This is a genomic window from Pseudomonas knackmussii B13 (genome assembly GCF_000689415.1).
GTDB classification, from domain to species: Bacteria; Pseudomonadota; Gammaproteobacteria; order Pseudomonadales; family Pseudomonadaceae; genus Pseudomonas; species Pseudomonas knackmussii.
The window spans coordinates 5891655-5916278 of record NZ_HG322950.1; the positions used below are offsets into that span (position 1 = coordinate 5891655).

Consider the following 24624-nt stretch of genomic DNA (forward strand, 5'->3'; position numbering starts at 1 on the left):
GGAGCTTCACCGATGACCATCCGCCGCCTTCCCCTGGCCATCAAGGCCGCCGCCCTGGCCGGCCTGACCCTGGCCAGCCAGGCTCACGCCGAGGGCACGCTGCACTTCGCCAACTGGTCGGACTACTTCCCGCCGGAGCTGCTGAAGAAGTTCGAGAAGGACACCGGCATCCACGCCACACTGGACGCCTATGACAGCAACGAGACCCTGCTGGCCAAGCTGAAGGCCGGTGGCGGCGCCTACGACGTGGTGGTTCCGTCGGACAGCTTCATCGAGATCTTCGTCAAGGAAGGCCTGCTGCAGAAGCTCGACAAGTCGCAGCTGCCGAACCTGGCCAACCTCAAGGACAAGTTCAAGACCCTCTCCTACGATCCGGGCCACGACTACACCGTGCCCTACCTGTGGGGCACCACCGGCTACACCTACGACAGCGCCAAGGCGCCGGGCGGCAAGTTCGAGGAGAGCTGGAAGCCGTTCTTCGAGCCGCCGGAAGACTTCAAGGGCAAGGTGGTCGCACTCAACTCCGTCGACGACATGTGGGCGCCCGCGACCTACTACGCCGGCGTCGACGAGTGCACAGAGGATCCGAAGGAAGCGCAGAAGGTCCTCGACCTGATGCTCAAGCAGAAGCCGCTGCTGGCCATGTACAACAGCGACGGCACCATCGAGCGCATGGCCGCCGGCGAAGTCTGGATGCACCAGCAGTGGAACGGCGCCTACCACCGCGCCCACGCCCAGCGCGCCAGCCTGGTGTACGTCTATCCGAAGGAAGGCATCCGCCTGTTCATCGACAACCTGGCCATTCCCAAGGACGCCACCAACGTCAAGGAAGCGAACATCTTCCTCAACTGGATGATGCAGCCGGAGAACATCGCCGCGGCCTCCAACTTCGCCAAGTACAACAACGCCATCACCGGCTCCGAGAAGTTCATGGACAAGGAGCTGTTCGACGACCCGGCGATCAACACCCCGGCCGACAAGCTCGACCGCCTGAAGCCCTTCAAGCTGTGCTCGCCGAAGTCCCTGGCGCTGCGCGCCAAGGTCTGGACCAAGCTGAAGAAATAAGCCCGAGGCAATGCGGCGGACAGGCTGTCCGCCGCTGCGCCTGACAGCCAATTTGGCCACTTCGATCCCTTTTTGACCCTTTGCAGGGTTCTTCCGGGACAGGATCGGTTTTAGAGTCCGGGAGCTCGCCCAGGGAATGGTCGCCAGGGCCGCGATCGCCGAAGCCAGTACGTGTCGGAATCCAGGAAAAGCGCCAGCGAGCATCCACAAGAACAACACCGAGATTGCTTCATGATCAGCCCCTGCAGCACCCCGGCGCGCGCCTTGCACCGCGCCCGCACCTTCCTCGCCCATCTGTCCCGTCGGCAGCGCTGCGGCTAAGCCGCCCGCACCGACCCGCGCCGGCTGCCAAGCCGCGCACCCGCATCACAACGACAAGACTCGCGAGGAAACATCCATGGCCAGCGAACAGATCGCTCGTTTCGGCAGCACTGCCGACACCCCCAACGCCCCGGCGGACGCCCGCCTGAAACGTATCCTGGGCCTGCCCGCCCTGGTCTTCTTCGGCCTGGTCTACATGGTTCCGCTGACCATGTTCACCACCTACGGCGTGGTCACCGAGATGACCGGCGGCCGCACCGCCACCGCCTATCTGATCACCCTGCTGGCGATGCTCTTCACCGCCGCGTCCTACAGCTTCATGGTGCGTAAGTATCCGATCTCCGGCTCGGCCTACTCCTACACCAGCCTGAGCTTCGGTCCGGCAGTCGGCTTCCTGTCCGGCTGGTCGCTGCTGCTCGATTACCTGTTCCTGCCGATGATCAACTACCTGCTCATCGGCCTGTTCATGAACATCGCCTTCCCGGAAATCCCGGCCTGGGTGTTCGTGGTCGGCTCCATCGCCCTGGTCACCGTGCTCAACGTGGTCGGCATCAGCCAGGTGGCCGGCATGAGCAACCTGATCGTCGGCGCCCAGCTGGTGTTCATCGTGGTGTTCGTCGCCATGTCGCTGAAGAGCCTGGCCGGCGCCCCGACCCTGGACTTCGCCGCGCCCTTCGTCGGCGATGGCAGCAAGCCCGGCTTCGCCCCGCTGATGGCCGGCGCCGCGGTGCTCTGCCTGTCGTTCCTGGGCTTCGACGCCGTCTCGACCATGGCCGAGGAAACCCGTGACGCCCGCCGCGACATCCCCCGCGCGATCATCATCACCACCGTGATCGCCGGCCTGCTGTTCACCCTGCTGGCGATCATCAGCCAGCTGGTGTTCCCCGGCAGCGTGTTCCAGAACGCCGACTCGGCGGCCAATGAAGTGATGCTCAAGGCCGGCGGCCAATTCCTCGGCAACTTCTTCACCGCCGCCTACATCGCCGGCTGCATCGGTTCGGCGCTGGCCTCCCAGGCCTCGGTGTCGCGCATCCTGTTCACCATGGGCCGCGATGGCATCCTCCCGCGCAGCCTGTTCGGCACCCTGCACGCGCGCTTCCAGACGCCGGTCGTAGCGATTCTGGTGGTTTCCGCCATCTCCCTGCTAGCGGTGGTGCTGGACCTGACCACCCTGGCCTCGATGATCAGCTTCGGCGCCCTGGTGGCCTTCTCGGTGGTCAACCTGGCGGTGATCCGCACCTACCTGGGCAAGGAAGGCCGCCGCACGCCTGCCGACCTGCTGCTCTACGGCCTGGTGCCCTTCATCGGCCTGTGCCTGACGCTGTGGCTGTGGACCAGCCTGTCGCAGCTGACCCTGGTGGTCGGCCTGAGCTGGTTCGCCGTCGGCTTCACCTATCTGGCGGTGCATACCGGCGGCTTCCGCCGCAAGGCGCCGAGCGTGAACTTCGAAGAAAACGCCTGATCCCAGGAACCCACCGGGCGCCAAGGGGCGCCCCCAGGAGCGCATGATGTTGACGATCTACACGGACGACCATCGCTTGCACCACGGCCAGCACGAGCTGATCGGCGGCAAGTTCACGCCCTGCTTCGAGAAGCCCAGCCGCGCCGACATGGTCCTCGACCGGGTCAAGGCGGTCGGCCTGGGCGACATCCAGGGTCCGCGCGACTTCGGCCTGGAGCCGATCCGCCGGATTCACACCGAAGGCTTCGTCAACTTCCTGCAACACGCCTGGCGCGACTGGGTGGCCACCGGCCGCACCCACGACATGCTGCCGATCGCCTGGCCGACCCGCCGCCTGCGGCAGAAGGAGCCGGACAGCATCGACGGCCGCCTGGGCTACTACAGCTTCGACGCCGGTGCGCCCATTACTGCCGGCACCTGGCAGGCCGTCCTAAGCTCGGTGAACGTGGCGCTGACCGGCCAGGCCGAACTGGCCAAGGGCGCTCGCTCGGTATTCAGCCTGTGCCGTCCGCCGGGACACCACGCCTCGGCCGACTACATGGGCGGCTACTGCTTCTTCAACAACGCCGCCATCGCCGCCCAGGCAGTGCTCGACCAGGGCACCGCGCGCGTGGCGATCCTTGATGTCGACTACCACCACGGCAACGGCACCCAGGACATCTTCTACGACCGCGCCGACGTGCTCTTCACCTCGATCCACGGCGACCCGCGCTTCGAGTACCCGTACTTCCTCGGCTACGCCGACGAGAAGGGCCAGGGCGTAGGCGAAGGCTTCAACTTCAACTACCCGCTGGCCTCGGGCAGCGACTGGTCGGTGTGGAGCCTCGCGCTGCAGGCGGCGATCCGCCAGATCTCGGCCTACGCGCCGGACGTGCTGATCGTGTCGCTGGGCGTGGACACCTTCAAGGAAGACCCGATCTCGCAGTTCAAGCTGGATTCGCCGGACTACCTGCGCATGGGCGAAGCCATCGGCAAGCTCGGCCTGCCGACCCTGTTCGTCATGGAAGGCGGTTACGCGGTGGAAGAGATCGGCATCAATGCGGTGAACGTGCTGCAGGGTTTCGACAGCATCGGCTGACGGCCTGTGGGAGCGAACTCCTACGAAAGAACCAAAAGCAAAAAGGCCGCGCGCCGGGAACCCCATCCCCGGCGCGGCCTTTTTGCTGGCGCGCGTTACTGCAGGACTTCGACGCGATCCACGTCGATCTCGACTCCCTTGCGCTCGTGGTCAACCTCACCGGTCAGACGCACCTTGGTCTTCTCTGACACATCGACGCCCTGCGGCCAATCCTCGTGATCGATCTCCACCTGCATGCTGCCGGTGGCGTCCTTGAACTCGTAGTGCTCGCCGTGCAGGCGCTTGATGATGGTGCCCTCGAGCACCGCCGGGGTGTCGTCCGCAGCTTCCTTGGCCGCCTTCACGGTAGTCACCTGGGTGGTCGGTGCCGGCTTCGCCGCTTCGCCGTTCGGGCCGGTGTAGCCGGCGGCGAAGGCAGTGCCGGAAAGCAGGACGCACGCGGCGATCAGGGGAAATTGGATACGGGTCATGAAGGAGCCTCCTGGCTGTTTTCGTTGGACCCAGCCTAGCCAGCCCAACTGAAACCAGCCTGAATCGGCTTTTGGCCCAGGCTGAAATGACAAAGGCCGCCTCGAAGGCGGCCTTTGCCAGTGGAGCCAGATTTAGAGCACGCGGCTCTCAAAGCGGCTGGCGCCGGGAAGCTCCAGCACCAGGTCGCTGCCACGCTCCAGCGGACCGACGCCGACCGGCGTGCCGGTGGACACCACGTCGCCCGGTTGCAGCGAGAAGTGCCCGGCGATGTGCTGGATCAGCGGCACGATCGGATTGAGCATGTCGCGGCTGTTGCCGTCCTGGCGGACGACGCCGTCGATGGTCAGGCGGATGTCGATGTTGGTCGGATCGGGGAAGCGATCGGCGCTGACGAAGGGCGCCAGCACGAAGGCGCCGTCGAACGACTTGGAAAGCTCCCACGGCAGGCCCTTTTCCTTCAGCTTGGCCTGCACGTCGCGCAGGGTCAGGTCCAGCGCCGGGGCGTAGCCGGAAATGGCGTCCAGCACCTCTTCGACGCTCGGCTTGCGCGACAGCGGCTTGCCGATCAGCACGGCGATCTCCGCCTCGTAATGCACGACACCACGATCATCGGGGATGGCGAAGCCGCCTTCCTGCGACACGGTGCAGGAGCCGGGCTTGATGAACAGCAGCGGCTCGGTGGGCACCGGGTTGTTCAGTTCCTTGGCGTGCTCGGCGTAGTTGCGCCCGACGCAGACCACCTTGCCCAGCGGGAAGTGGATGCGGGTGCCGTCGACATACTGATGCTGGTAACTCATGACCGACTCCTGACGGAATGTGGGGTGGCGCTGCCGGCCGCCTGCGAAGGGCCCGGACAAGCAAAGGGCCGGAAGACCGGCCCTGCTGGGGTGTTACTCGGCGAAGATCTTGCCGGGGTTCATGATCCCGTTCGGATCGAACACCGCCTTGACCGCCTTCATGTAGCCAATCTCGGCCTCCGAGCGAGAGTACCCCAGGTAGTCGCGCTTGGTCATGCCCACGCCGTGCTCGGCGGAGATGGAGCCGTTGTACTTCTGCACGGTCTCGAACACCCACTGGTTGACAGTCGCGCACTTGGCGAAGAACTCGTCCTTGGTGAGGTTCTCGGGCTTGAGGATGTTCAGGTGCAGGTTGCCGTCGCCGATGTGGCCGAACCAGACCACTTCGAAGTCCGGGTAGTTGGCCTCGACGATGGTGTCGATGTCCTTGAGGAAGGCCGGGACCTTGCCGACGGTGACCGAGATGTCGTTCTTGTACGGAGTCCAGTGCGAGATGGTCTCGGAGATGTACTCGCGCAGCTTCCACAGGTTCTGCAGCTGCTGCTCGCTCTGGCTCATCACGCCGTCCAGCACCCAGCCCTGCTCGACGCAATGCTCGAAGGTGGCCAGCGCCTCGTTGGCCACTTCCTCGGTGGTCGCCTCGAACTCCAGCAGGGCGTAGAACGGGCAGTCGGTCTCGAAGGCCGCCGGCACGTCGCCACGGGCCAGGACCTTGGCCAGCGCCTTGTCCGAGAAGAACTCGAAGGCGGTCAGGTCGAGGCGGCTCTGGAAGGCGTGCAGCACCGGCATGATCGAATCAAAGTCGGGGGTGCCGAGGACCATCGCGGTGAGGTTCTTCGGCGCGCGCTCCAGACGCATGGTGGCTTCGACCACGAAGCCCAGGGTGCCTTCGGCGCCGATGAACAGCTGGCGCAGGTCGTAGCCAGTGGCGTTCTTGATCAGGTCCTTGTTCAGCTCGAGCAGGTCGCCCTTGCCGGTGACGACCTTCATGCCGGCCACCCAGTTACGGGTCATGCCGTAGCGAATGACCTTGATCCCACCGGCATTGGTACCGATGTTGCCGCCAATCTGGCTGGAGCCGGAAGACGCGAAGTCCACCGGGTAGTACAGGCCGTGCTCCTCGGCGAACAGCTGCAGCTGCTTGGTCACCACGCCCGGCTGGCACACCACGGTGCGGTCGAAGGCGTTGAAGTCGAGGATCTTGTTCATGTAGTCGAACGACACCACCACTTCGCCATTGGCGGCGACGGCGGCGGCGGAGAGCCCGGTACGCCCGCCCGAAGGCACCAGACCGATCTTGTGCTCGTTGGCCCAGCGCACCACGGCCTGCACCTGCTCGATGCTCTTGGGGAAGGCGATGGCCAGCGGCGCCGGGGCGAAATGCTTGGTCCAGTCCTTGCCATAGGCTTCGAGGGAATCGGCGTCGGTCAGCAGCTTGCCGGGCTCCAGCAGGGGCTTGAGCGATTCGATCAGGGCTTCGCGGGTCATTGGCGGAACTCTCAAATGGTTCATGGTCGTCCTGAGAACAGCTCAGGTCGCAACCGGGCAAGGGAAAGGGAGAACATGCTAGCATACGCACCCCACGCAGATCGCCACCTGGCGCCGAGCTGCGGCACCGGCCGGTTCGGCCAGAGCTGTTCATTTTCTAGCCATTATCCCGGGACTACAGGTTCAAGCAGATGAGCAAGACTTCTCTCGACAAGAGCAAGATCAAATTCCTCCTCCTCGAAGGCGTACACCAGAACGCCGTCGACACCCTCAAGGCCGCCGGCTACTCGAACATCGAGTACCTCAAGGGCGCGCTGTCCGGTGAAGAGCTGAAGGAAAAGATCGCCGACGTGCACTTCATCGGCATCCGCTCCCGCACCCAGCTGACCGAGGAAGTCTTCGACGCCGCCAAGAAACTGATCGCGGTGGGCTGCTTCTGCATCGGCACCAACCAGGTCAACCTGGACGCTGCCCGCCAGCGCGGCATCGCGGTGTTCAACGCGCCCTACTCCAACACCCGCTCGGTCGCCGAGCTGGTGCTGGCCGAAGCCATCCTGCTGCTGCGCGGCATCCCCGAGAAGAACGCCTCCTGCCACCGCGGCGGCTGGATCAAGTCGGCGGCCAACTCCTTCGAGATCCGCGGCAAGAAGCTCGGCATCGTCGGCTACGGCTCGATCGGCACCCAGCTCTCGGTCCTGGCCGAAGCCCTGGGCATGCAGGTGTTCTTCTACGACACCGTGACCAAGCTGCCGCTGGGTAATGCCCAGCAGATCGGCAACCTGCACGAGCTGCTCGGCATGTCCGACATCGTCTCGCTGCACGTGCCGGAGCTGCCGTCCACCCAGTGGATGATCGGCGAGAAGGAAATCCGCGCCATCAAGAAAGGCGGCATCCTGATCAACGCCGCTCGCGGCACCGTGGTCGAGCTGGACCACCTGGCCCAGGCGATCAAGGACGAGCACCTGATCGGCGCCGCCATCGACGTGTTCCCGGTCGAGCCGAAGTCCAACGACGAAGAGTTCGAAAGCCCGCTGCGCGGCCTGGATCGCGTGATCCTGACCCCGCACATCGGCGGCTCTACCGCTGAAGCCCAGGCCAACATCGGCCTGGAAGTGGCCGAGAAACTGGTCAAGTACAGCGACAACGGCACCTCGGTGTCCTCGGTCAACTTCCCCGAAGTGGCCCTGCCGTCGCACCCGGGCAAGCACCGCCTGCTGCACATCCACGCCAACGTTCCGGGCGTGATGAGCGAGATCAACAAGGTGTTCGCCGACAACGGCATCAACATCTCCGGCCAGTACCTGCAGACCAACGACAAGGTCGGCTACGTGGTGATCGACGTCGACGCCGAGTACTCGGACCTGGCGCTGGAGAAGCTGCAGCACGTCAATGGCACCATCCGCAGCCGCGTGCTCTTCTAAGCGCTGCGCGATACGAAAAAGGGAGGCCTCGGCCTCCCTTTTTTCATGCCTTCGCGCAGGCTATTGGACGTTCACGGTGATCGGCTTGGACTCCACCGGCGGATCGAAGGGCACGTGGTTCCGGTCGCCCAGCAGCAGCTGCAGGGTGTGCTTGCCCGGCGGCAGGGTGAGCTGGGTTTCGGTCTGGCCCTTGCCGAAGTGGCGGATGTTGTCGTTCGCCGGCAGCGGCATGTCCATCGACGGCTGCTCCTTCAGGTCGACCAGCAGGTGATGGTGCCCGGAATTCGGTGCAGCCGAACCGGCCGGAGCGACATTCATGCCATCCAGGCCGAACTTGACGGTGAAGGTCTTGCCGACGGTGGCGCCGTCCTGCGGTTCGATGAAATACACCTTGGCGTCCACGGGGGACGGCGTGCGTGGCATGCCGGCCGCCAGGGCAGCGCCGGTGGCGAGCAGCAGCAGACCGGCAAGACCCAGGCTAGGCAGTGAAGGTTTCATGTAGGGCTCCTGAAGGACAGATTGCGGAGAGCCGGCAGGCCGTCACAGCCGAACCCGCCGGGGAAACCCTTTCAGCATAGACGCGCCGTTCAGGTACGGGCTCGAGCCTCGCCGAAAGTCGCCCTCTTAGCCACCCGCTTCCAGCCCGGCCAGGCATACCGCAGCGGCGTCCAGTTCCTCTTCGCTGAACACCAGCACGCCCATCCGTTTGAGCGCCGCAGCCGTCACGCCTTCGCCCTCCACGCGGTGCCCGGAGAAGCCGCCGTCATAGTTCTCGCGGTTGCCGCAGGACGGGCTGCGCGCCTTGAGCACAGCCAGGCGGATACCGTGGCTGTGTACCAGCTCCACAGCACGCTCGGCGCCGCGCACGAAAGCATCGGTGACGTCCTCGCCCTCCACGGTCACGACCTGGACCAGGCCATCCAGCACCCTGCCACCTTGGCCGCCTGCAATCTCCGCCGGCGGACGCGGCGTTGGCAAGCCACCCGCGACCTCCGGGCACAGGGCGACTACCCGCCCCTGCGCCTGCCAGCGCTCGAGCAGATCGAAGGGACCGTGGCTGCCCCCGTCGTAGCGCACCCGATGCCCCAGCAGGCAGCGGCTGACGAGAATCTTCTGCATGGCTGAAGCTCCATTTCCGATCGGCACAGACTAGCCCGCTCAGCCGAATGGGTCATCCGGATCGGATCGCCGGCCGCGCGGCCCATCCTTCGGCTGGAACTGCCGGACTGTCGTGGCGCAGCGCCAGAACGCCGCGCAGACTGCCACGCTCACTGCCACCGCGAGGGACACGCCATCATGTTCGCCAGCCTGAATCGCCTGTCGGCGCTCTGCGCCAGCCTATTGCTCTGCAGCGCCGCCCAGGCCGCCATGGAACCGCTGGACAACGAGCACCTCGGGCGCATCAGCGGCCAGGACGGGCTGAGCATCCGCGCCAACGTCCAGGCGAGCATCGGCAAGGCGGCCTGGATCGACAACGGCGGCAGCGTCTCGCTGCGCAATGTGAAGATCGACAACGGCTGCACCAGCGCCGCGCTCTGCCCTGACGGGCGCGGCGGCGCCTTGGCCTTCGGTCCGGCGCAGCTCGGCCTCAGCCTGCCGATCTTCGGCATCGAGCTGCCGACCCTGGCGGTGGACGTCGTACGCGGCGCCAGCGGCCAGCAGCAGTTGGCGCTGACCCTGCCGGACCTGACCAGCATCAACAAGCAACTGAACGCCAGCGGCCTGCCCTCGCAGACCATCCGCCTGCGGGTGGCCGGCGACCTCTATGTCGGCGAAGGAAGGCTCGGCAGCATCGAAGTGCGCGACATCCAGGACATCAGCGGGACCCTCCGCATCTGGGGCCACTGAGCCCGGGTCAGGCGCGGCGGCGGAACCAGCCGGTCAGCGACAGCCGTTCGCGGTTGGCCGGCAGCACTTCATGGGGGAAGTCGGACGAGAGGAACAGCACAAGGCTGCCACCCAGCGGCGGCACCTCGCGCTCGGCGCCATCGGGCAGGTACAGGCGCAATTCTCCGGCATCCTGCGGCTGCCAATCGTCGTTGAGGTAAAGCACGGCGGAGACAGTGCGACGGTCGTCATCGCGGAAACGATCCAGGTGCTTCTGGTAGAACGCCCCAGGCGGATAGAGGGCGAAGTGGCACTCGAAGTCTTCCAGACCAAGGTACAAGCCGCGATTGAGCGCTTGTCGCAGGCAGTCCATCAATTCCAGATAACGGTCGCAGGCCGCCGATTGCCCCGGCTCCAGCCACTGGATGTGGTCGCCGCGAATGCCTTCGCGTACCGCCTGCCCGGCACCACGGCCGACCGAAGCCGCGGCCAGTTCACCGGCCTCGGAACGGGCTCGACACTCGGCTGCGAGAGCTCCGGTCAGGTCACTTGGGAGGAAGACGCTCTGCATCGACCAGCCCTGCTCGGCGATGTCGTCGACCAGGTGCTGCAGCAGCGGGGAATCGGGAGTCGGGTTCATGCGCTATTGTAACGCCGGCCACAAGCGCCTCGACAAGCGAGGGCAGGCTTGCAGACAATAGCCGCGGCAATGGACCGCACCGCCAGGAGGACCCCCGAGTTGCGCGCACTGCTAGCCCTAGCCCTGCTGATGCTGGGCCTACCCGTCCTGGCCGATGACTACCTGCGCCTGTACCAGGCCGCCGGCTGGCCGGAACAGCGCGCGCATTTCAACGATGCCCTGCACGCCGCGCAGCAACGCTACAAGGCCAGCCTGCCGCAGGCGCTCTACCAGGCCCTGGTGGACAACAGCAACCAGCGCTTCGCCCCCGATCAGATCGACGCGCGCGCACTGGCCGGGCTACGCAGCAACCTGGCCGACAGTGCGCCCGCACTGGCCTTCTTCGAATCGCCGCTGGGCCACAAGGTCAGTGCAGCGGAGACCCTAGCCACCCGCCATGACCAACTCGCCCAGTACGCCAATGGTCTACCCCGACAGCAGGCCAGCGCACAGCGCCAGCAGCTCATTCAGCGCCTGAGCCAGGCGCTGCCTGCCCGTGAAGCGGGTGCGGAAGTCAGCCTGGCTCTGGCCGGAGTGGCTGCCGACAGCCTCAGCCAGATGCTCCCGGGCCTGCTCGGCCAGGGCAACGGCATGCTCGAAGGACAGCGCCAGAATCTGATGCAGCAGATAGGCGCCGACCTAGACAACACCCTGCTGTACGTCTATCGCAGCCTCTCCGATGCAGAGCTGCAGCAGTTCGCCGACTTCGCCGAATCGCCTGCCGGCCGCGCCTACTACCAGGCGGCCCTGGCGGGCGTGCGCGCCGGACTCGCCGCGGCACCTGCAAATCCCTGACAGGGATCAGACGCGTCCTACGCGCCATGAGGCGCCTTCCGCAGTAGCGAGCCGCTATCCTGCGCCCGCCGTGGAAGCAGAGGTGGCGCCGCAGGAGCAGGCGCAAGGATTCAAGGACATCGCCTCTATTCCCCGGTCCCTCAACTGAGGCGCTCGCCGAGAAACTCCAGGTAGCGCCGCCGCAATGCCTCGCTCTCATTGGCCAGATGGTGCCGCGCACCGGTCAGCAACAAGCACTCGATGCGCTCGAACTTGTCCTCCAGCACCTTCAGGTTGTAACGCCAATCCACTGTTTCGTCGGCGTCGCCCTGCACCACCAGCAGGCTGCGGTCACTGGCTGACGCCGCTTCGATGCGCGGAATCCAGCGCGCCAGCGCGCCGACCCAGGCGGTAGGCAGGATGCGCGGTTGCAGCGGGTCACGATCACGGAGGAAAGCGAGAAACTCGGCGTCGTTGGAGTTATCGGTGAATTTGCGCGGTATGGAGCCGACAAAGGGCTTCAGCAGCTGATAGCTCAACTTCGACCAGCCCCAGGCACGTGGCCGCACCAGCGGTGCCAGCAGCAGCGTGTGGCCCAGTTCTGGGCGCGGCGCGCCGGTCAGCAGATAGTCGAGAAGTATCGCGCCGCCGGTGCTCTGCCCGCAGAGGTGCCAAGGCAGCGGCAACTCCAGCGCCTCGGCCTGGCCGAGCAGGCCGGTGAAGACCGCCTGGTATTCGGCAAAATCGTTGATGCTGGCCGCCGCGCCATTGGACAAGCCATGCCCCGGCAGGTCGCAGGCCAGCACCGCAAAACCCAGTCCCAGCGCCCATTCGACGAGATGGCTGAACAGGCCCATGTGGTCGTAGTAACCGTGCAGCAGCACCACGCTGCCGCGGGCTTGCGCAGGGCGCCAGTACTGGGTGGCGATGCGATAGCCGGCACACTCGAACACGCCCAGGCGGCTGTCCACACCGGGATGCCGTTCGCGCATGTCGAGGCCGTAGTAGGCCTGGTAGGCGAGGATCTGGTGGTCCATCACGGCCGCGGCCAAGGGTCGCAGACTGTGACGCAGCGAATCGGGCTGGAAGGCTTCTGGCATCGGGGTTTCCGCTGATAACGGGGCGCAAGGCCGAAGGCCGTGGCAACTTCTGCCGCAGGCGCCGGCGTGGCAATCTTGCCGGCTATCTTACCGGGATTCGCCATGCCTGCCCGCCACCGCCCGCTGCTTCTCAGTGTCCTCGCTATCCTGCTGTCCGCCGCGGCCCTGTTCGGCGCGTACACATGGTTCCAGCAGCACTATCTGCACCCCTTCGACGATCAACCGACCCTATTCAGCGGCACCGGACTCAAGCTGCCCGCCGCGATGGCCGGCCCCGGCAATATCCGCCTGGTGCACTTCTGGGACCCGGCCTGCCCGTGCAACGTCGGTAACCAGCAACACCTTGGCGAGCTGCTGGCTCGCTACAGCACACGCGGCGTGGCGTTCTTCGCGGTGCAGAAACCCGGCAGCCACGGCCGCATGCCGGAAAGCCTGGCCGGTATGCGACCACTGCCAAGCCTCGACGGAATGCAGGATCTGCCGGCCAGCCCGGCGGTAGCCATCTGGGACCGCGACGGCCGCCTCGCCTACTTCGGCCCCTACAGCGAAGGCGCTGTATGCAGTTCCGCCAACAGCTTCATCGAGCCAGTGCTGGATGCGCTGCTCGCCGGGCGGCGGGTGGAGGCCACCCACAACCTCGCCCAGGGCTGTTTCTGCCGTTGGCGTGATGGCGGTCAAGGCTAGTGCCCGAGCGGCATCTACACTTGCCTCGCCGGCCCACGAGGGGCCGCTGCCCACTCACATGGAGCCTGCGCATGCGCATTCGTCCCACCATCGCCCTCGCCGCCCTGCTGTCTCTGCCACTTATTGCAGTCGCCGACGACCAACCAAGCACCCAGCAGGTGATGTCCGAGCACAAGGCGGAGATCGATAACCACCTGGCCAACATCGACTACAAGCGCAAGCGCATCGTCGAAGCCAACATGAACTTGACCAGCGATGAGGCGAACGCCTTCTGGCCGATCTACAACACCTATCGCAGCGAGGCCGAGAAGCTGAGCAAGGAGCACCTGGCGCTGATCTTCGACTACGCCAAGGCCTACAACACCGGCAAGGTTTCCGACGACGCCGCCAAGGACCTGATCAAGCGCGCCGAGAAACTCCAGGACGAGCGCCAAGACCTGCGCAGCAAATACATCGACCGGATCGCCAAGGACGTTTCGCCGACCCGCGCCATGCGTTTCCTGCAGATCGAGACGCAACTCGATGCCATGGCCCTGCTCGACCTGGCCCGCGAGGTCCCGCTGGCCGAATGAGGTCGAGGCCGAGCGCTCTCTCAGGCCTCCTCCATCCGGCTTCCAAGCTGCTGCCGATAGCGCTCCGGCGGCACTCCGAACCAGCGCCGGAAGGCGCGGTAGAAAGGCGAAAGCTCGGCAAAGCCACAGCGCCGAGCGACCTCGCGGATCGCCACGCCGTCCCCCAGCAGATCGATAGCACGCTGCCGGCACACCTCTTCACGGAGCTCGCGGAAGCTGCTGCCCAGGCCAGCCAGGCCGCGCTGCAACGCACCCTCCGTCAACCCCAGCGACTCGGCACAAGCCCGCAGTGAGCAATCGGCCTGCCCGAGACGCATGCCGAGCAGATAGCGCAGGCGATTGAACAGGTCGTTCTCCCGCAGCTCACGCAACTCCTCCTCCGCATGCTTGCTGAGCATGGCATGCAGCCCCGCATTGGCTGTGCGCGAAGGGCGACTCAGCAACGCCCGGGGAAAGCAGACGGCATCGTGCTCGCTGTCGAATGTCGGGGTCAGGCCGAACAGTCGCCGGTGCTCGCGCAGGCGCACGGGCTGCGCGTGGCGGAACTCGATGCCGAGGAAGCGGAACTCATCATCGGTGATGAACGCCATCAGCTTGAGGAACAGCAGCATCAGGCACTCCATCTGCTGACGCAGCGGCGGATAGCCCTGGTAGTGAATGTCGAGGATCAGCCAGGCGTGCTCGCCCTGCTCGCGCAGCTGCGCGCAGAAGCCACCGGAGAGGATGTGCTGGAAGCGCAGGAAACTCTGCAACGCCTCTCCCAGGTCGCGGCTGGCCAGCAGCAGGTAGCCGACCACGTCGAGCAGGCGCGGCTTCATCACCTCGCCCAGGTGCAGACCGATGTCCACGTCGCCGGTGGCCGCGGCGAGCGAACGCCAGAACTGCGGCACCTCGTCGTGCAGCAACCGAGAAACCAGCAAGGGCGGGCGCGGCCGGTGCAGGGAGTCGCGATAGACCTGCGTGGGGTCGAGGCCAAGATCGGCCATAGCCTCGTAGAGCAGGCGACGCAGGGTGGCCGAGTGGGTCAGCGGGGCACTGGAGATGGGCTGCATGGAATGTCCTTTTGACCAAAGACTTCCAGAGCGCGCATCTCCGGTCAATGATTCGCCAGCGCCTTGCCGCGCAGAATCCGGGCACAACAAAAAGGAGATCCGCCCCGCCATGAAACGCTCCCTCAGCGTCCTTGCCGTCCTCGTCGCCGCTTCTGCCGCAGGCGCCGGGTGGTACCTGCACGGCAAGCAGCCGGTCCGCGACGGCCAGGCTGCCCTTCCCGGGCTGCAGTCGGTCGTCGACGTGCGCTACGACGAACGCGGCGTGCCGCATATCAGCGCGCAGAACGAGACCGACATGTATCGCGCGCTGGGCTACGTGCAGGCGCAGGACCGCCTGTTCCAGATGGAAATGCTGCGTCGCCTGGCGCGTGGCGAGCTGGCCGAAGTCCTCGGGCCCAAGCTGATCGATACCGATCGCCTGTTCCGAACCCTGCGCCTGCGCCAGCGCGCCGCCTCCTACGTCGCGCACCAGGACACCAACTCACCCTCCTGGAAGGCGCTGCAGGCTTACCTGGATGGCGTCAACGCCTTCCAGGACAGCCATCCGCGGCCGCTGGAGTTCGACGTACTGGGCATTCCCAAGCGCCCCTTCACCGCCGAGGACACCGTCGCCGTCTCCGGCTACCTCGCCTACAGCTTCGCCGTGGCGCTGCGCACCGAACCGCTGCTGACCTATGTGCGCGATACGCTGGGCGCCGACTACCTGAAGGTCTTCGACCTCGAGTGGCATCCACAGGGCGTGCTCCAGTCCACCCCACTGGCCAGCAGCGACTGGCACGACCTGGGCACCATCGCCCAGCTCAGCGAGCAGGCGTTGGCCTCCGCCGGGCTGCCGCAATACGAGGGCAGCAACGCCTGGGTGGTCTCCGGCAGCCACACACGAAGTGGCAAGCCGCTGTTGGCGGGCGATCCGCACATCCGTTTCGCCGCGCCCTCCGTGTGGTACGAGGCACAGCTCAGCGCGCCCGGCTTCGAGCTCTATGGCCACCACCAGGCGCTGGTGCCGTTCGCCATGCTCGGGCACAACCAGCAGTTCGGCTGGAGCCTGACCATGTTCCAGAACGACGACATGGACCTGGTCGCCGAGAAGGTCAACCCGGCCAATCCCGAGCAGGTCTGGTACCACGGCCAGTGGGTCGACCTGACGCACGAGGAGCAGAACATCGCGGTCAAGGGCCAGGCGCCGGTCAAGCTGGTGCTGCGCAGCTCGCCGCACGGGCCGATCATCAACGACGCCCTCGGCCAGACCGCCGGCAAGACGCCTATCGCCATGTGGTGGGCCTTCCTGCAGACCGACAACCCACTGCTTGATGCCTTCTACCAGCTCGACCGCGCCGACACCCTGGACAAGGCCCGCGCCGCGGCGCAGAAGATCCAGGCCCCGGGCCTCAACGTGGTCTGGGCCAACGCCAAGGGCGACATCGCCTGGTGGGCCGCCGCACAGCTGCCGGTTCGCCCGCAGGGCGTCAATCCGAACTTCATCCTCGATGGCAGCACGCCGGCCGCGGACAAGGGCGCGTTCTACCCCTTCGGCGAGAACCCGCAGGAAGAAAACCCGGCGCGCGGCTACATCGTCTCGGCAAACTTCCAGCCGCTGCCCGCCAACGGCCGGCCGGTGCCCGGTTACTACAACCTGGCCGACCGCGGCCAACGCCTGAACCAACTGCTGAGCGACAGCTCGGTGAAGTGGGACCTGCAGAACAGCCAGGCGCTGCAGCTGGACACCACGACCGCCTATGGCCCGCGAACCCTTGCACCGCTGCTGCCGGCCCTGCGTGAAGCGGCTGCGAACGAGCAGGAGAAGGCGCTGGTCGAGCAACTCGCCGCCTGGAAAGGCGACTTCCCGCTGGATTCCGTGGCCGCCACGCTGTTCAGCCAGTTCCTCTATCAGGTTGCTTACGGCGCCATGCACGACGAGATGGGCGACACCTACTTCCCTCTGCTGCTGACCACGCGGACCATCGACACCGCCCTACCGCGCCTGGCCGCCGACGCCGACTCGCCCTGGTGGGACGACCGCAGCACGCCAGCGAAGGAAAGTCGCGCGGACATCGTCAAAGCCGCCTGGCAGGCCAGCCTGCGGCACCTGCGCGAAACGCTTGGGCAGAACCCGGAGAACTGGCAGTGGGGCAAGGCGCATACGCTCACCCACGTGCATCCACTGGGCATGCAGAAGCCGCTGGACCGCGTGTTCAATGTCGGCCCCTTCGACGCACCGGGCGGGCACGAGGTGCCGAACAACCTTTCCTCGCCGATCGGCCCGGCACCCTGGGCGGTCACCTACGGCCCCTCGACGCGGCGCCTGGTGGACTTCGCCGATCCGACCCACGCGCTCGGCATCAACCCGGTCGGCCAGAGCGGCGTGCTGTTCGACGCGCACTACGCCGACCAGGCCAAAGCCTACGTCGAGGGCCAGTACCAGCCCGAGCACTTCACCGACGAGGAAGTAGAAGCCAACAGCAAGGGCCTGCTGCGCTTGCAGCCCACCAGACACTAATCTCGCTGTCCGGCCTGAAACGACGAACCCCGCTTGCGCGGGGTTCGTCGTTTTTGGAGTAAAGGTTCTGCGGGAGGTGCCGTAGCTCCCTGGCACCTTATTCCCCCCAGGGATAAATGGGGTGTTGTATTCGGCGCCGCCTCCCGCCTTGCTGCAGGTTCTGCACAAGGAGTCGTTCGCACCGCTTACCGATCAGCCTGCGGGGTAGCCGGTGCTCGGTGTCGAACACTTTGAAGAGTAGTCGGCATCTGCTGGGAAGTAGGGGCGATTTGCTGTCAGATCATTCTGAGAGGCAGCCCTTTTCTCGCATCTGGAAATATGCCGGCGAACGGCAGAAACGACACGGGCCACCCGAAGGTGGCCCGTGTTTCGACGGATGCCGGAGCAACCGGCGGCAGCAGACGTCAGGCGGTAGCCGGAGCGTTCTTCTGCCAGTCGGTGGCGTTGGCTTCCATGGCTTCCTGGATCGCGCGCTTGCGACGCTCCTCGGCCTGACGGGTGAAGTACCAGGCAAAGAAGGTGAACATCGAAACGGTCAGCAGGATGAGGCTGGCCACGGCGTTGATCTCCGGCTTCACGCCCAGGCGTACGGCGGAGAACACTTCCATCGGCAGGGTGGTGGAACCCGGACCGGACACGAAGCTGGCCAGCACCAGGTCGTCCAGCGACAGGGCGAAGGACATCATGCCGCCGGCTGCCAGCGAGGGAGCGATCATCGGGATGGTGATCAGCAGGAACACTTTCCAGGGCTTGGCGCCCAGGTCCATGGCTGCTTCCTCGATGGACAGGTCCAGTTCACGCAGGCGCGCCGATACCACTACCGCCACGTAGGACGAGCAGAAGCTGGTGTGGGCGATCCAGATGGTGACGATGCCGCGCTCCTGCGGCCAGCCGATCATCTGGGCCATGGCCACGAACAGCAGCAGCAGGGACAGACCGGTGATCACCTCGGGCATGACCAGCGGCGCGGTAACCATGCCGCCGAACAGCGTGCGGCCACGGAAACGCGGGATGCGGGTCAGCACGAAGGCTGCCAGGGTACCCAGAACCACCGAGGACACCGCCGTGTACACGGCGATTTCCAGCGAGCGGAACACCGCGCTGATCAGCTGGGTGTTGTCCAGCAGGCCGACATACCACTTCACCGACCAGCCACCCCATACGGTCACCAGCTTGGAGCCGTTGAAGGAGTAGATGACCAGAATCAGCATCGGTACGTAGATGAACAGCAGGCCAAGGACCAGCATTATGTTGGAGAAGGACCAACGCTTGTTCATACCTTGCCCTCCAGCTCTTTAGCCTGGTTCTTGTTAAAGAGAATGATGGGCACGATCAGGATCGCCAGCATCACGACGGCGAGGGCGGAAGCCACCGGCCAGTCACGGTTGTTGAAGAACTCCTGCCACAGCACCTTACCGATCATCAGCGTCTCGGGGCCGCCGAGCAGTTCCGGGATCACGAACTCGCCCACCGCCGGGATGAACACCAGCATGCAGCCGGCGATGATGCCGTTCTTCGACAGCGGTACGGTGATCTTCCAGAAGCTGGTCATGTTGCGCGCGCCCAGGTCGGAAGCCGCTTCCAGCAGGCTCATGTCGTGCTTGACCAGGTTCGCGTAGAGCGGCATCACCATGAACGGCAGGTACGAGTAGACGATACCGATGTACACCGCCAGGTTGGTGTTGAGGATGGTCAGCGGCTCGTGGATGCCCCCAAGCCAAATCAGGAAGCTGTTCAGCAGCCCGTTGTTGGAGAGGATGCCCATCCAGGCGTACACGCGGATCAGGATCGCCGTCCAGGTCGGCATCATGATCAGCAGCAGCAGTACGGTCTGCATTTCCTTGCTGGCACGGGCGATGCCGTAGGCCATCGGATAACCGATCAGCAAGCAGATGAAGGTACTGATCGCGGCCATCTTCAGCGAGCCCAGGTAGGCATCGATGTAGAGCGGGTCGTCGGTCAGCATCAGGTAGTTGCCCAGGTTGAGCACCACCTGCAGGGTCTGATCGGCGTACTGGAAGATCTGGGTGTACGGCGGAATCGCCACGTCTGCCGACGACATGCTGATCTTCACGACGATGGCGAAGGGCAGCAGGAAGAACAGCAGCAGCCAGAAGAAGGGTACGCCGATTACAGCGTGCCGCCCCCTGGGCAGGCGTTTTTGAATCGAGCTGACGATGTTCATGATTGCAGTACCACACCACTGTCGTCGTACCAGCTGATGTAAACCGGCTGGTCCCAGGTCGGACGAGAAACGTGGCGCTCGGCGTTGGCCATGAAGGCCTGCACGATCATCCCCGAAGCCAGCTTGATGTAGTACACCGAGTGGCCGCCGAGGTAGGCGATGTCATAGACGGTGCCCTGGGCCCAGTTGCAGCCTTCGTGCTCCAGGTTTTCCGGCTTCTGCGCGGAAACCATGACCTTCTCCGGACGCAGCGCATAGGTGATGCGCTTCTCTTCGGCACGGGTGCTGATGCCGTGGCCGATGTAGATCGGGTTTTCCAGCTGCGGGCAGGCGATGACCGCGTGGTCCTGCAGGTCCTCGATCAGCTGACCTTCGAACATGTTGACGTTGCCGATGAACTCGCAGATCAGGCGGCTGGCCGGCGTCTCGTAGATGTCCATCGGGCTGCCGATCTGCTCGATGCAACCCAGGTGCATGATGGCGATGCGCTGGGCCATGGTCATGGCCTCTTCCTGGTCGTGGGTCACCATCACGCAGGTCACACCCACGCGCTCGATGATCTCAACCAGTTCCAGCTGCATCTGCGAACGCAGCTTCTTGTCCAGGGCGCCCATGGGCTCGTCGAGCAGCAGCAGCTTCGGACGCTTGGCCAGCGAACGGGCCAGGGCCACGCGCTGACGCTGGCCACCGGACAGCTGGTGCGGCTTGCGCTTGGCATACTGGGTCATCTGCACGAGCTTGAGCATCTCATCGACGATCTTGTCGATCTCGTCCTTGGGCAGACCGTCCTGCTTCAGGCCGAAGGCGATGTTCTGCGCCACGGTCATGTGCGGGAACAGCGCGTAGGACTGGAACATCATGTTGATCGGGCGCTCGTAGGGCGGCAGATCGGTGATGTCCTGGCCGTCCAGGAAGATGCGACCTTCGGTCGGCCGCTCGAAGCCGGCCAGCATGCGCAGCAGGGTGGATTTACCGGAACCGGAACCGCCGAGCAGGGCGAAGATTTCTCCCTTCTTGATGGTCAGGGAAACACTGTCCACCGCAAGGGTTTCGTCGAACTGCTTGGTGACCCGGTCGATTTTTACCAACACCTCTTTAGGTTGCTGGTCGCCCGCAAGGGCTTTCTTGTAGGCACCGGAGGCTATAGCCATTACCACAACTCCCAACTATGGATGCCCGACCCCCGCGGCCGGGCATACTCGGATTGCTCTTACTTACCGGACTTGATCTTCGTCCAGGAACGGGTTTCCAGACGCTGAACCTTGGGCGGTAGCGGGATGGAGACATACAGACGGTCAAGCACTTCCTGCGGCGGATAGACCGACGGGTTGTGACGCAACTCCTGATCCATGACGGAGTCGGCCTTGCTGTTGGGGTTGGCGTACCCCACGTACTCGCTGACCTTGGCGATGACCTCAGGCTGCAGCAGGTAGTTGATGAAGGCGTGGGCCTGCTTGACGTTCGGCGCGTCGGCCGGGATGGCCAGCATGTCGAACCACAGGTTGCCACCTTCCTTCGGAATCGAATAGGCGATCTTGACGCCCTTGCCGGCCTCTTTGGCGCGGTTGGCGGCCTGGAAGATGTCCCCGGAGAAACCGGCGGCGATGCAGATGTCGCCGTTGGCCAGGTCGGTGATGTACTTCGAGGAATGGAAGTAGGTCACGTACGGACGCACGGCCATGAACTTGGCTTCGGCCTTCTCGTAATCCTGCGGGTTGGTGCTGTTGGGATCCAGGCCCATGTAGTTCAGCACCGCCGGGAACATTTCATCCGGCGAGTCGAGGAAGGCGACGCCGCACTTGGTCAGCTTCTTGATGTTTTCCGGCTCGAAGAGCATCGACCAGGAATCGATCTTGTCGGTGCCCAGCACCTCTTTGATCTTCTCGACGTTATAGCCAATGCCATTGGTGCCCCACAGGTACGGCACGGCGTACTTGTTGCCCGGATCAGCCTTCTCCAGACGCTTCATCAGCGCCGGGTCGAGGTTCTGCCAGTTCGGCAGCTTGCTGCGGTCCAGCTTCTGGAACACGCCAGCCTTGATCTGTTTGGAGAGGAAGTTGTTCGACGGGACGACCACGTCGTAGCCGGTGTGACCGGCCAGCAACTTGCCTTCGAGGGTTTCGTTGGAGTCGAACACGTCGTAGACGGGCTTGATCCCGGTGGCCTTCTGGAAGTCGGCCAGGGTCGTCTCACCGATGTAGTCGGTCCAGTTGTAGATGTGCACGGTCTGTTCGGCCTGCGCGGCTGTGGCGCCAAGGCCCAGCATGCAGACGGCGGTCATCAGGGTTTTGCGGAAGGGAATGCGCACACGTCGGTCCTCGCGTTGTTGTGAAGCTTCTTGGTCTGGTTGGCGTTTACAACTTTTACTGGGCCTTCCGTGGAGCGACGGGCGCTCTTGCAGAACCTTCTATGCCGGCTGTCCTGCAACCTACGGTCATCCCACTGCAGATGATCCGGATCCGTGAAACCGGTGATGGAGGAGCGCACGTTCCTCCATCGCCGTTCGGTCAGCGCCTGGCCGGTCATGCCGACCGGCCAGGCCTGTCCATTACTTGCCGGACTTGATAGTGGTCCAGCTGCGAGTCATCAGACGCTGGGTCTTCGCCGGCAGATCCGGGAAGGCGTACAGCTTCTTCATGACGTCGTCGCTCGGGTAGATGCCCGGGTCCTTGCGGATCTCTTCCTTCACCAGCGGGGTGGCCGCGGCGTTACCGTTCGGGTAGGAAACGGTGTCGGTGATCTGCGCGATGACCTTCGGCTCGAGCACGAAGTTGATCCACTGCAGGGCAGCGTCCTTGTTCGCGGAGTCTTTCGGGATGGCTACGGTATCGAAGAAGGCGCCGGCGCCTTCCTTCGGAATGTTGTAGGCCACCTTCACGTTGTTCTTGGCTTCCACCGCACGGGACTTGGCCTGGTAGATGTCGCCGGAGTAGCCGATGGCGACGCAGATGTTGCCGTTGGCGAGGTCGGAGATGTACTTCGAGGAGTGGAAGTAGGTGATGTACGGACGAATCTTCAGGAACAGGTCTTCGGCGGCCTTGATTTCCTTCGGATCCTGGCTGTCGGACTTGTAGCCCAGGTAGTGCAGGGCTGCCGGGATCATTTCGGTCGGCGAGTCGAGGAAGCTCACGCCGCACTGCTTCAGCTTCTCGATGTTCTCGGGCTTGAACACCAGGTCCCAGGAGTCGACCGGCGCGTTGTCGCCCAGTACGGCCTTGACCTTGTCCGGGTTGTAGCCGATGCCAATGGTGCCCCACATGTACGGGATCGCGTACTTGTTGCCCGGGTCGCTGACCTCGAGGGTCTTCATGATGTCCGGGTTCAGGTTCTTCCAGTTCGGCAGCTTGGACTTGTCCAGCGGCTCGTACACGCCAGCCTTGATCTGCTTGGCGAGGAAGGAGTTCGACGGAACCACCACGTCGTAGCCCGACTTGCCGGCCAGCAGCTTGGCCTCCAGCACTTCGTTGCTGTCGTAGACGTCGTAGACGACCTTGATGCCGGTGGCCTTGGTGAAATCATCGACCGTGTTCGGCGCGATGTAGTCCGACCAGTTGTATACGTGCAGAACCTTTTCATCGGCCTGTGCCATACCGGCCACAGCGCCCGCCAGAGTCACAGCGAGCAAGGTCTTGCCGAAGATGTTAGACATGCGGGTAGCTCCAGTTATTTTTGATGTTCCGAGTGGCGTCGGACAGTTCCGCCGACACCACTCGGTGAGCCTGGCCAACGCACAGGCGCAGTCTGTCAAAGTCCCGGTTGAAGACTCAAGACAGCACTACGGCGGCGGTTTGATCGAGGCACTTGCGCGCCAGGGTGATCAACTCGTCGATTTCCGGCTTGGAGATGACCAGCGGCGGCGAAATAATCATAGTGTCTCCCACCGCGCGCATGATCAGGCCGTTGCGGAAGCAGTGCTCGCGGCACAGCATCCCCACGCCATTCTCGAAGCGCTCGCGGGTCTTCTTGTTTTTCACCAGCTCCAGTGCGGCAACCATGCCGACACCGCGCGCCTCGCCGACCAGGGGATGATCCGCCAGCTCCTGCCAGCGTTTTTGCAAATACGGTGCCGTTTCCGCCTTGACGGTCTCGACGATCTTTTCTTCGCGCAGGATGCGGATGTTCTCCAGAGCCACCGCCGCGGCCACAGGGTGACCAGAGTAAGTGAAGCCGTGGTAGAACTCGCCACCCTCATTCAGGGTATCGACGATCTCGTCGCGGACGATTACGCCGCCCATGGGGATGTAGCCGGAGGTCAGGCCCTTGGCGATCGGCATCAGGTCCGGGGCGTTGCCGTAGTACTGGCTGCCGAACCACTCGCCGGTACGGCCGAAGCCGCAGATAACTTCGTCGGCAATGAACAGGATTTCGTACTTGGCGAGGATCTCGCGGATCTTCGGCCAGTAAGTGTCCGGCGGAACGATCACGCCGCCCGCGCCCTGGATGGGCTCGGCGATGAAGGCAGCGACGTTCTCTTCGCCGACTTCGAGGATCTTCTTCTCGAGCTGCTCGGCAGCCCAGACGCCGAACTCGTCCGGCGACATGTCGCCGCCCTCGCCGTACCAGTACGGCTGCGGGATGTGGACGATGCCAGGGATCGGCAGGTCGCCCTGGGAATGCAGCGCCTTCATGCCGCCCAGGCTCACGCCGGCGACGGTGGAGCCGTGGTAGCCGTTCCAGCGGCCGATGACCACCTTCTTCTGCGGCTTGCCCTTGATGCTCCAGTAGTGGCGGACCATACGCAGCACGGTGTCGTTGGACTCCGAGCCGGAACCTGTGAAGAACACGTGGTTCATGCCTTCCGGGGCGATGTCGGCGATGGCCTTGGCCAGTTCCAGCACGGGCGGGTGCGCGGTCTGGAAGAACAGGTTGTAGTAGGGCAGCTCCTGCATCTGCTTGTAGGCGGCCTCAGCGAGCTCCTTGCGACCATAGCCGACGTTCATGCACCACAGGCCAGCCATGCCATCGAGGATCTTGTTGCCCTCGCTATCCCACAGGTACACGCCTTCGGCCTTGGTGATGATGCGCGCACCCTTCTCGTTCAGCTGCTTGTAGTCGGTGAACGGAGCCAGGTGGTGTTCGCGGCTGAGCGCCTGCCAATGCTGGGTCTGGGCGCTGGTCTGTTTCGTCATTTGGGGAAAACCTCTCAGTAAT

The 24624-nt window shown here is 64.4% G+C and carries 23 protein-coding genes; 9 read left to right on the plus strand and 14 right to left on the minus strand.

The genetic code is table 11. The features are described 5' to 3' along the window. Positions 1 to 12: 12 nt before the first annotated feature. The 3 genes from PKB_RS27430 (at position 13) to PKB_RS27440 (ending at position 3926) form a co-directional block, all read left to right on the plus strand. Positions 13 to 1065, plus strand: coding sequence for an ABC transporter substrate-binding protein (locus tag PKB_RS27430; RefSeq protein WP_043256311.1), 1053 nt, complete (start codon positions 13 to 15; stop codon positions 1063 to 1065). A 397-nt stretch (positions 1066 to 1462) separates the two neighbouring features. After that, on the plus strand, positions 1463 to 2848 hold the full coding sequence (locus PKB_RS27435; RefSeq protein ID WP_043256314.1) for an APC family permease: 1386 nt from the start codon (positions 1463 to 1465) through the stop codon (positions 2846 to 2848). A gap of 46 nt (positions 2849 to 2894) precedes the next feature. Further along, entirely contained in the window at positions 2895 to 3926 is a 1032-nt protein-coding gene (locus tag PKB_RS27440) for a histone deacetylase family protein (protein WP_043256315.1), read from the plus strand. 95 nt (positions 3927 to 4021) lie between these two features. On the opposite strand, the gene PKB_RS27445 is transcribed toward PKB_RS27440, so the two are convergent. The 3 genes from PKB_RS27445 to PKB_RS27455 all read right to left on the minus strand — a co-directional run bounded on the left by PKB_RS27445 (position 4022) and on the right by PKB_RS27455 (position 6682). Beyond that, on the minus strand, positions 4022 to 4396 hold the full coding sequence (locus PKB_RS27445; protein ID WP_043256317.1) for a NirD/YgiW/YdeI family stress tolerance protein: 375 nt from the start codon (positions 4394 to 4396) through the stop codon (positions 4022 to 4024). A 132-nt stretch (positions 4397 to 4528) separates the two neighbouring features. Then, positions 4529 to 5194, minus strand: a complete 666-nt coding sequence (locus PKB_RS27450; protein WP_043256319.1) for a fumarylacetoacetate hydrolase family protein — start codon at positions 5192 to 5194, stop codon at positions 4529 to 4531. A 93-nt stretch (positions 5195 to 5287) separates the two neighbouring features. After that, on the minus strand, positions 5288 to 6682 hold the full coding sequence (locus PKB_RS27455) for an FAD-binding oxidoreductase (protein ID WP_043256321.1): 1395 nt from the start codon (positions 6680 to 6682) through the stop codon (positions 5288 to 5290). 191 nt (positions 6683 to 6873) lie between these two features. Here PKB_RS27455 and serA point away from each other — a divergent pair, with 191 nt between their 5' ends. After that, positions 6874 to 8103: a phosphoglycerate dehydrogenase gene (serA, locus tag PKB_RS27460; protein WP_043256322.1), complete on the plus strand. Its 1230-nt coding sequence runs from the start codon at positions 6874 to 6876 to the stop codon at positions 8101 to 8103. Between the two features lie 60 nt (positions 8104 to 8163). Here serA and PKB_RS27465 read toward each other — a convergent pair whose 3' ends face one another. Both PKB_RS27465 and PKB_RS27470 read right to left on the minus strand, forming a co-directional pair. Continuing rightward, positions 8164 to 8601 (minus strand): DUF4399 domain-containing protein, encoded by a 438-nt coding sequence (locus tag PKB_RS27465; protein ID WP_043256323.1) that lies wholly within the window; start codon positions 8599 to 8601, stop codon positions 8164 to 8166. A gap of 126 nt (positions 8602 to 8727) precedes the next feature. Further along, on the minus strand, positions 8728 to 9222 hold the full coding sequence (locus tag PKB_RS27470) for a 2-thiouracil desulfurase family protein (RefSeq protein ID WP_043256324.1): 495 nt from the start codon (positions 9220 to 9222) through the stop codon (positions 8728 to 8730). Between the two features lie 177 nt (positions 9223 to 9399). On the opposite strand from PKB_RS27470, the gene PKB_RS27475 reads away from it, so the two are divergent. Next, positions 9400 to 9951: a DUF6160 family protein gene (locus tag PKB_RS27475; RefSeq protein WP_043256325.1), complete on the plus strand. Its 552-nt coding sequence runs from the start codon at positions 9400 to 9402 to the stop codon at positions 9949 to 9951. Positions 9952 to 9958: 7 nt separating this feature from the next. On the opposite strand, the gene PKB_RS27480 is transcribed toward PKB_RS27475, so the two are convergent. After that, positions 9959 to 10570, minus strand: coding sequence for a 2OG-Fe(II) oxygenase (locus tag PKB_RS27480; protein WP_043256326.1), 612 nt, complete (start codon positions 10568 to 10570; stop codon positions 9959 to 9961). 99 nt (positions 10571 to 10669) lie between these two features. Here PKB_RS27480 and PKB_RS27485 point away from each other — a divergent pair, with 99 nt between their 5' ends. After that, positions 10670 to 11404 carry a hypothetical protein gene (locus tag PKB_RS27485; protein WP_043256328.1) on the plus strand — a complete coding sequence of 245 codons (735 nt, stop codon included), beginning with the start codon at positions 10670 to 10672 and terminating at the stop codon, positions 11402 to 11404. Positions 11405 to 11544: 140 nt separating this feature from the next. Here the strand turns inward: PKB_RS27485 and bipL are convergent, their stop codons facing one another. Then, positions 11545 to 12483: a phospholipase BipL gene (gene bipL, locus PKB_RS27490; protein WP_043256330.1), complete on the minus strand. Its 939-nt coding sequence runs from the start codon at positions 12481 to 12483 to the stop codon at positions 11545 to 11547. Positions 12484 to 12585: 102 nt separating this feature from the next. Between bipL and PKB_RS27495 the strand changes: the two genes are divergently transcribed. Together PKB_RS27495 and PKB_RS27500 are read left to right on the plus strand one after the other, a co-directional pair. Further along, the gene (locus tag PKB_RS27495) at positions 12586 to 13167 is read left to right on the plus strand and encodes a DUF6436 domain-containing protein (protein WP_043256333.1); all 582 of its coding nucleotides are present in this window, start codon (positions 12586 to 12588) and stop codon (positions 13165 to 13167) included. 71 nt (positions 13168 to 13238) lie between these two features. After that, positions 13239 to 13739 (plus strand): transcriptional regulator, encoded by a 501-nt coding sequence (locus tag PKB_RS27500; RefSeq protein ID WP_043256335.1) that lies wholly within the window; start codon positions 13239 to 13241, stop codon positions 13737 to 13739. A 20-nt stretch (positions 13740 to 13759) separates the two neighbouring features. On the opposite strand, the gene PKB_RS27505 is transcribed toward PKB_RS27500, so the two are convergent. Next, a complete protein-coding gene (locus PKB_RS27505) occupies positions 13760 to 14791 on the minus strand; it encodes an AraC family transcriptional regulator (RefSeq protein ID WP_043256337.1) in 1032 nt (343 codons plus the stop codon). A gap of 109 nt (positions 14792 to 14900) precedes the next feature. Between PKB_RS27505 and PKB_RS27510 the strand changes: the two genes are divergently transcribed. Continuing rightward, positions 14901 to 17288 carry a penicillin acylase family protein gene (locus PKB_RS27510; RefSeq protein ID WP_043256340.1) on the plus strand — a complete coding sequence of 796 codons (2388 nt, stop codon included), beginning with the start codon at positions 14901 to 14903 and terminating at the stop codon, positions 17286 to 17288. A 404-nt stretch (positions 17289 to 17692) separates the two neighbouring features. Here the strand turns inward: PKB_RS27510 and PKB_RS27515 are convergent, their stop codons facing one another. From PKB_RS27515 to PKB_RS27540, 6 genes are all read right to left on the minus strand, one after another. After that, complete coding sequence (locus tag PKB_RS27515; protein WP_043256341.1) at positions 17693 to 18565, minus strand: ABC transporter permease subunit; 873 nt, start codon at positions 18563 to 18565, stop codon at positions 17693 to 17695. Further along, positions 18562 to 19443: an ABC transporter permease subunit gene (locus PKB_RS27520; RefSeq protein ID WP_156958157.1), complete on the minus strand. Its 882-nt coding sequence runs from the start codon at positions 19441 to 19443 to the stop codon at positions 18562 to 18564. The genes PKB_RS27515 and PKB_RS27520 overlap by 4 nt, the downstream gene beginning before the upstream one ends. 26 nt (positions 19444 to 19469) lie before the next feature. Further along, positions 19470 to 20624 (minus strand): ABC transporter ATP-binding protein, encoded by a 1155-nt coding sequence (locus PKB_RS27525; RefSeq protein ID WP_043256346.1) that lies wholly within the window; start codon positions 20622 to 20624, stop codon positions 19470 to 19472. Between the two features lie 59 nt (positions 20625 to 20683). Beyond that, a complete protein-coding gene (locus tag PKB_RS27530; protein ID WP_043257863.1) occupies positions 20684 to 21754 on the minus strand; it encodes a polyamine ABC transporter substrate-binding protein in 1071 nt (356 codons plus the stop codon). A gap of 267 nt (positions 21755 to 22021) precedes the next feature. Then, positions 22022 to 23122 carry a polyamine ABC transporter substrate-binding protein gene (locus tag PKB_RS27535; protein ID WP_043256348.1) on the minus strand — a complete coding sequence of 367 codons (1101 nt, stop codon included), beginning with the start codon at positions 23120 to 23122 and terminating at the stop codon, positions 22022 to 22024. Between the two features lie 115 nt (positions 23123 to 23237). Then, positions 23238 to 24602: an aspartate aminotransferase family protein gene (locus tag PKB_RS27540; RefSeq protein ID WP_043256350.1), complete on the minus strand. Its 1365-nt coding sequence runs from the start codon at positions 24600 to 24602 to the stop codon at positions 23238 to 23240. Between the last annotated feature and the right edge of the window lie 22 nt (positions 24603 to 24624).

Excerpts from the sequence above, each read along its gene's own strand:
- PKB_RS27540 (WP_043256350.1), bottom strand. The coding sequence starts at position 24,602 with ATGACGAAACAGACCAGCGCCCAGACCCAGCATTGGCAGGCGCTCAGC.
- PKB_RS27525 (WP_043256346.1), bottom strand. The coding sequence starts at position 20,624 with ATGGCTATAGCCTCCGGTGCCTACAAGAAAGCCCTTGCGGGCGACCAG.
- PKB_RS27480 (WP_043256326.1), bottom strand. The coding sequence starts at position 10,570 with ATGAACCCGACTCCCGATTCCCCGCTGCTGCAGCACCTGGTCGACGAC.
- PKB_RS27435 (WP_043256314.1), top strand. The coding sequence starts at position 1,463 with ATGGCCAGCGAACAGATCGCTCGTTTCGGCAGCACTGCCGACACCCCC.
- bipL (WP_043256330.1), bottom strand. The coding sequence starts at position 12,483 with ATGCCAGAAGCCTTCCAGCCCGATTCGCTGCGTCACAGTCTGCGACCC.
- PKB_RS27430 (WP_043256311.1), top strand. The coding sequence starts at position 13 with ATGACCATCCGCCGCCTTCCCCTGGCCATCAAGGCCGCCGCCCTGGCC.
- PKB_RS27445 (WP_043256317.1), bottom strand. The coding sequence starts at position 4,396 with ATGACCCGTATCCAATTTCCCCTGATCGCCGCGTGCGTCCTGCTTTCC.
- PKB_RS27530 (WP_043257863.1), bottom strand. The coding sequence starts at position 21,754 with ATGACCGCCGTCTGCATGCTGGGCCTTGGCGCCACAGCCGCGCAGGCC.
- PKB_RS27465 (WP_043256323.1), bottom strand. The coding sequence starts at position 8,601 with ATGAAACCTTCACTGCCTAGCCTGGGTCTTGCCGGTCTGCTGCTGCTC.
- PKB_RS27515 (WP_043256341.1), bottom strand. The coding sequence starts at position 18,565 with ATGAACAAGCGTTGGTCCTTCTCCAACATAATGCTGGTCCTTGGCCTG.
- PKB_RS27470 (WP_043256324.1), bottom strand. The coding sequence starts at position 9,222 with ATGCAGAAGATTCTCGTCAGCCGCTGCCTGCTGGGGCATCGGGTGCGC.
- PKB_RS27535 (WP_043256348.1), bottom strand. The coding sequence starts at position 23,122 with ATGTCTAACATCTTCGGCAAGACCTTGCTCGCTGTGACTCTGGCGGGC.
- PKB_RS27440 (WP_043256315.1), top strand. The coding sequence starts at position 2,895 with ATGTTGACGATCTACACGGACGACCATCGCTTGCACCACGGCCAGCAC.
- PKB_RS27450 (WP_043256319.1), bottom strand. The coding sequence starts at position 5,194 with ATGAGTTACCAGCATCAGTATGTCGACGGCACCCGCATCCACTTCCCG.
- PKB_RS27455 (WP_043256321.1), bottom strand. The coding sequence starts at position 6,682 with ATGACCCGCGAAGCCCTGATCGAATCGCTCAAGCCCCTGCTGGAGCCC.
- PKB_RS27505 (WP_043256337.1), bottom strand. The coding sequence starts at position 14,791 with ATGCAGCCCATCTCCAGTGCCCCGCTGACCCACTCGGCCACCCTGCGT.
- serA (WP_043256322.1), top strand. The coding sequence starts at position 6,874 with ATGAGCAAGACTTCTCTCGACAAGAGCAAGATCAAATTCCTCCTCCTC.
- PKB_RS27510 (WP_043256340.1), top strand. The coding sequence starts at position 14,901 with ATGAAACGCTCCCTCAGCGTCCTTGCCGTCCTCGTCGCCGCTTCTGCC.
- PKB_RS27495 (WP_043256333.1), top strand. The coding sequence starts at position 12,586 with ATGCCTGCCCGCCACCGCCCGCTGCTTCTCAGTGTCCTCGCTATCCTG.
- PKB_RS27500 (WP_043256335.1), top strand. The coding sequence starts at position 13,239 with ATGCGCATTCGTCCCACCATCGCCCTCGCCGCCCTGCTGTCTCTGCCA.
- PKB_RS27475 (WP_043256325.1), top strand. The coding sequence starts at position 9,400 with ATGTTCGCCAGCCTGAATCGCCTGTCGGCGCTCTGCGCCAGCCTATTG.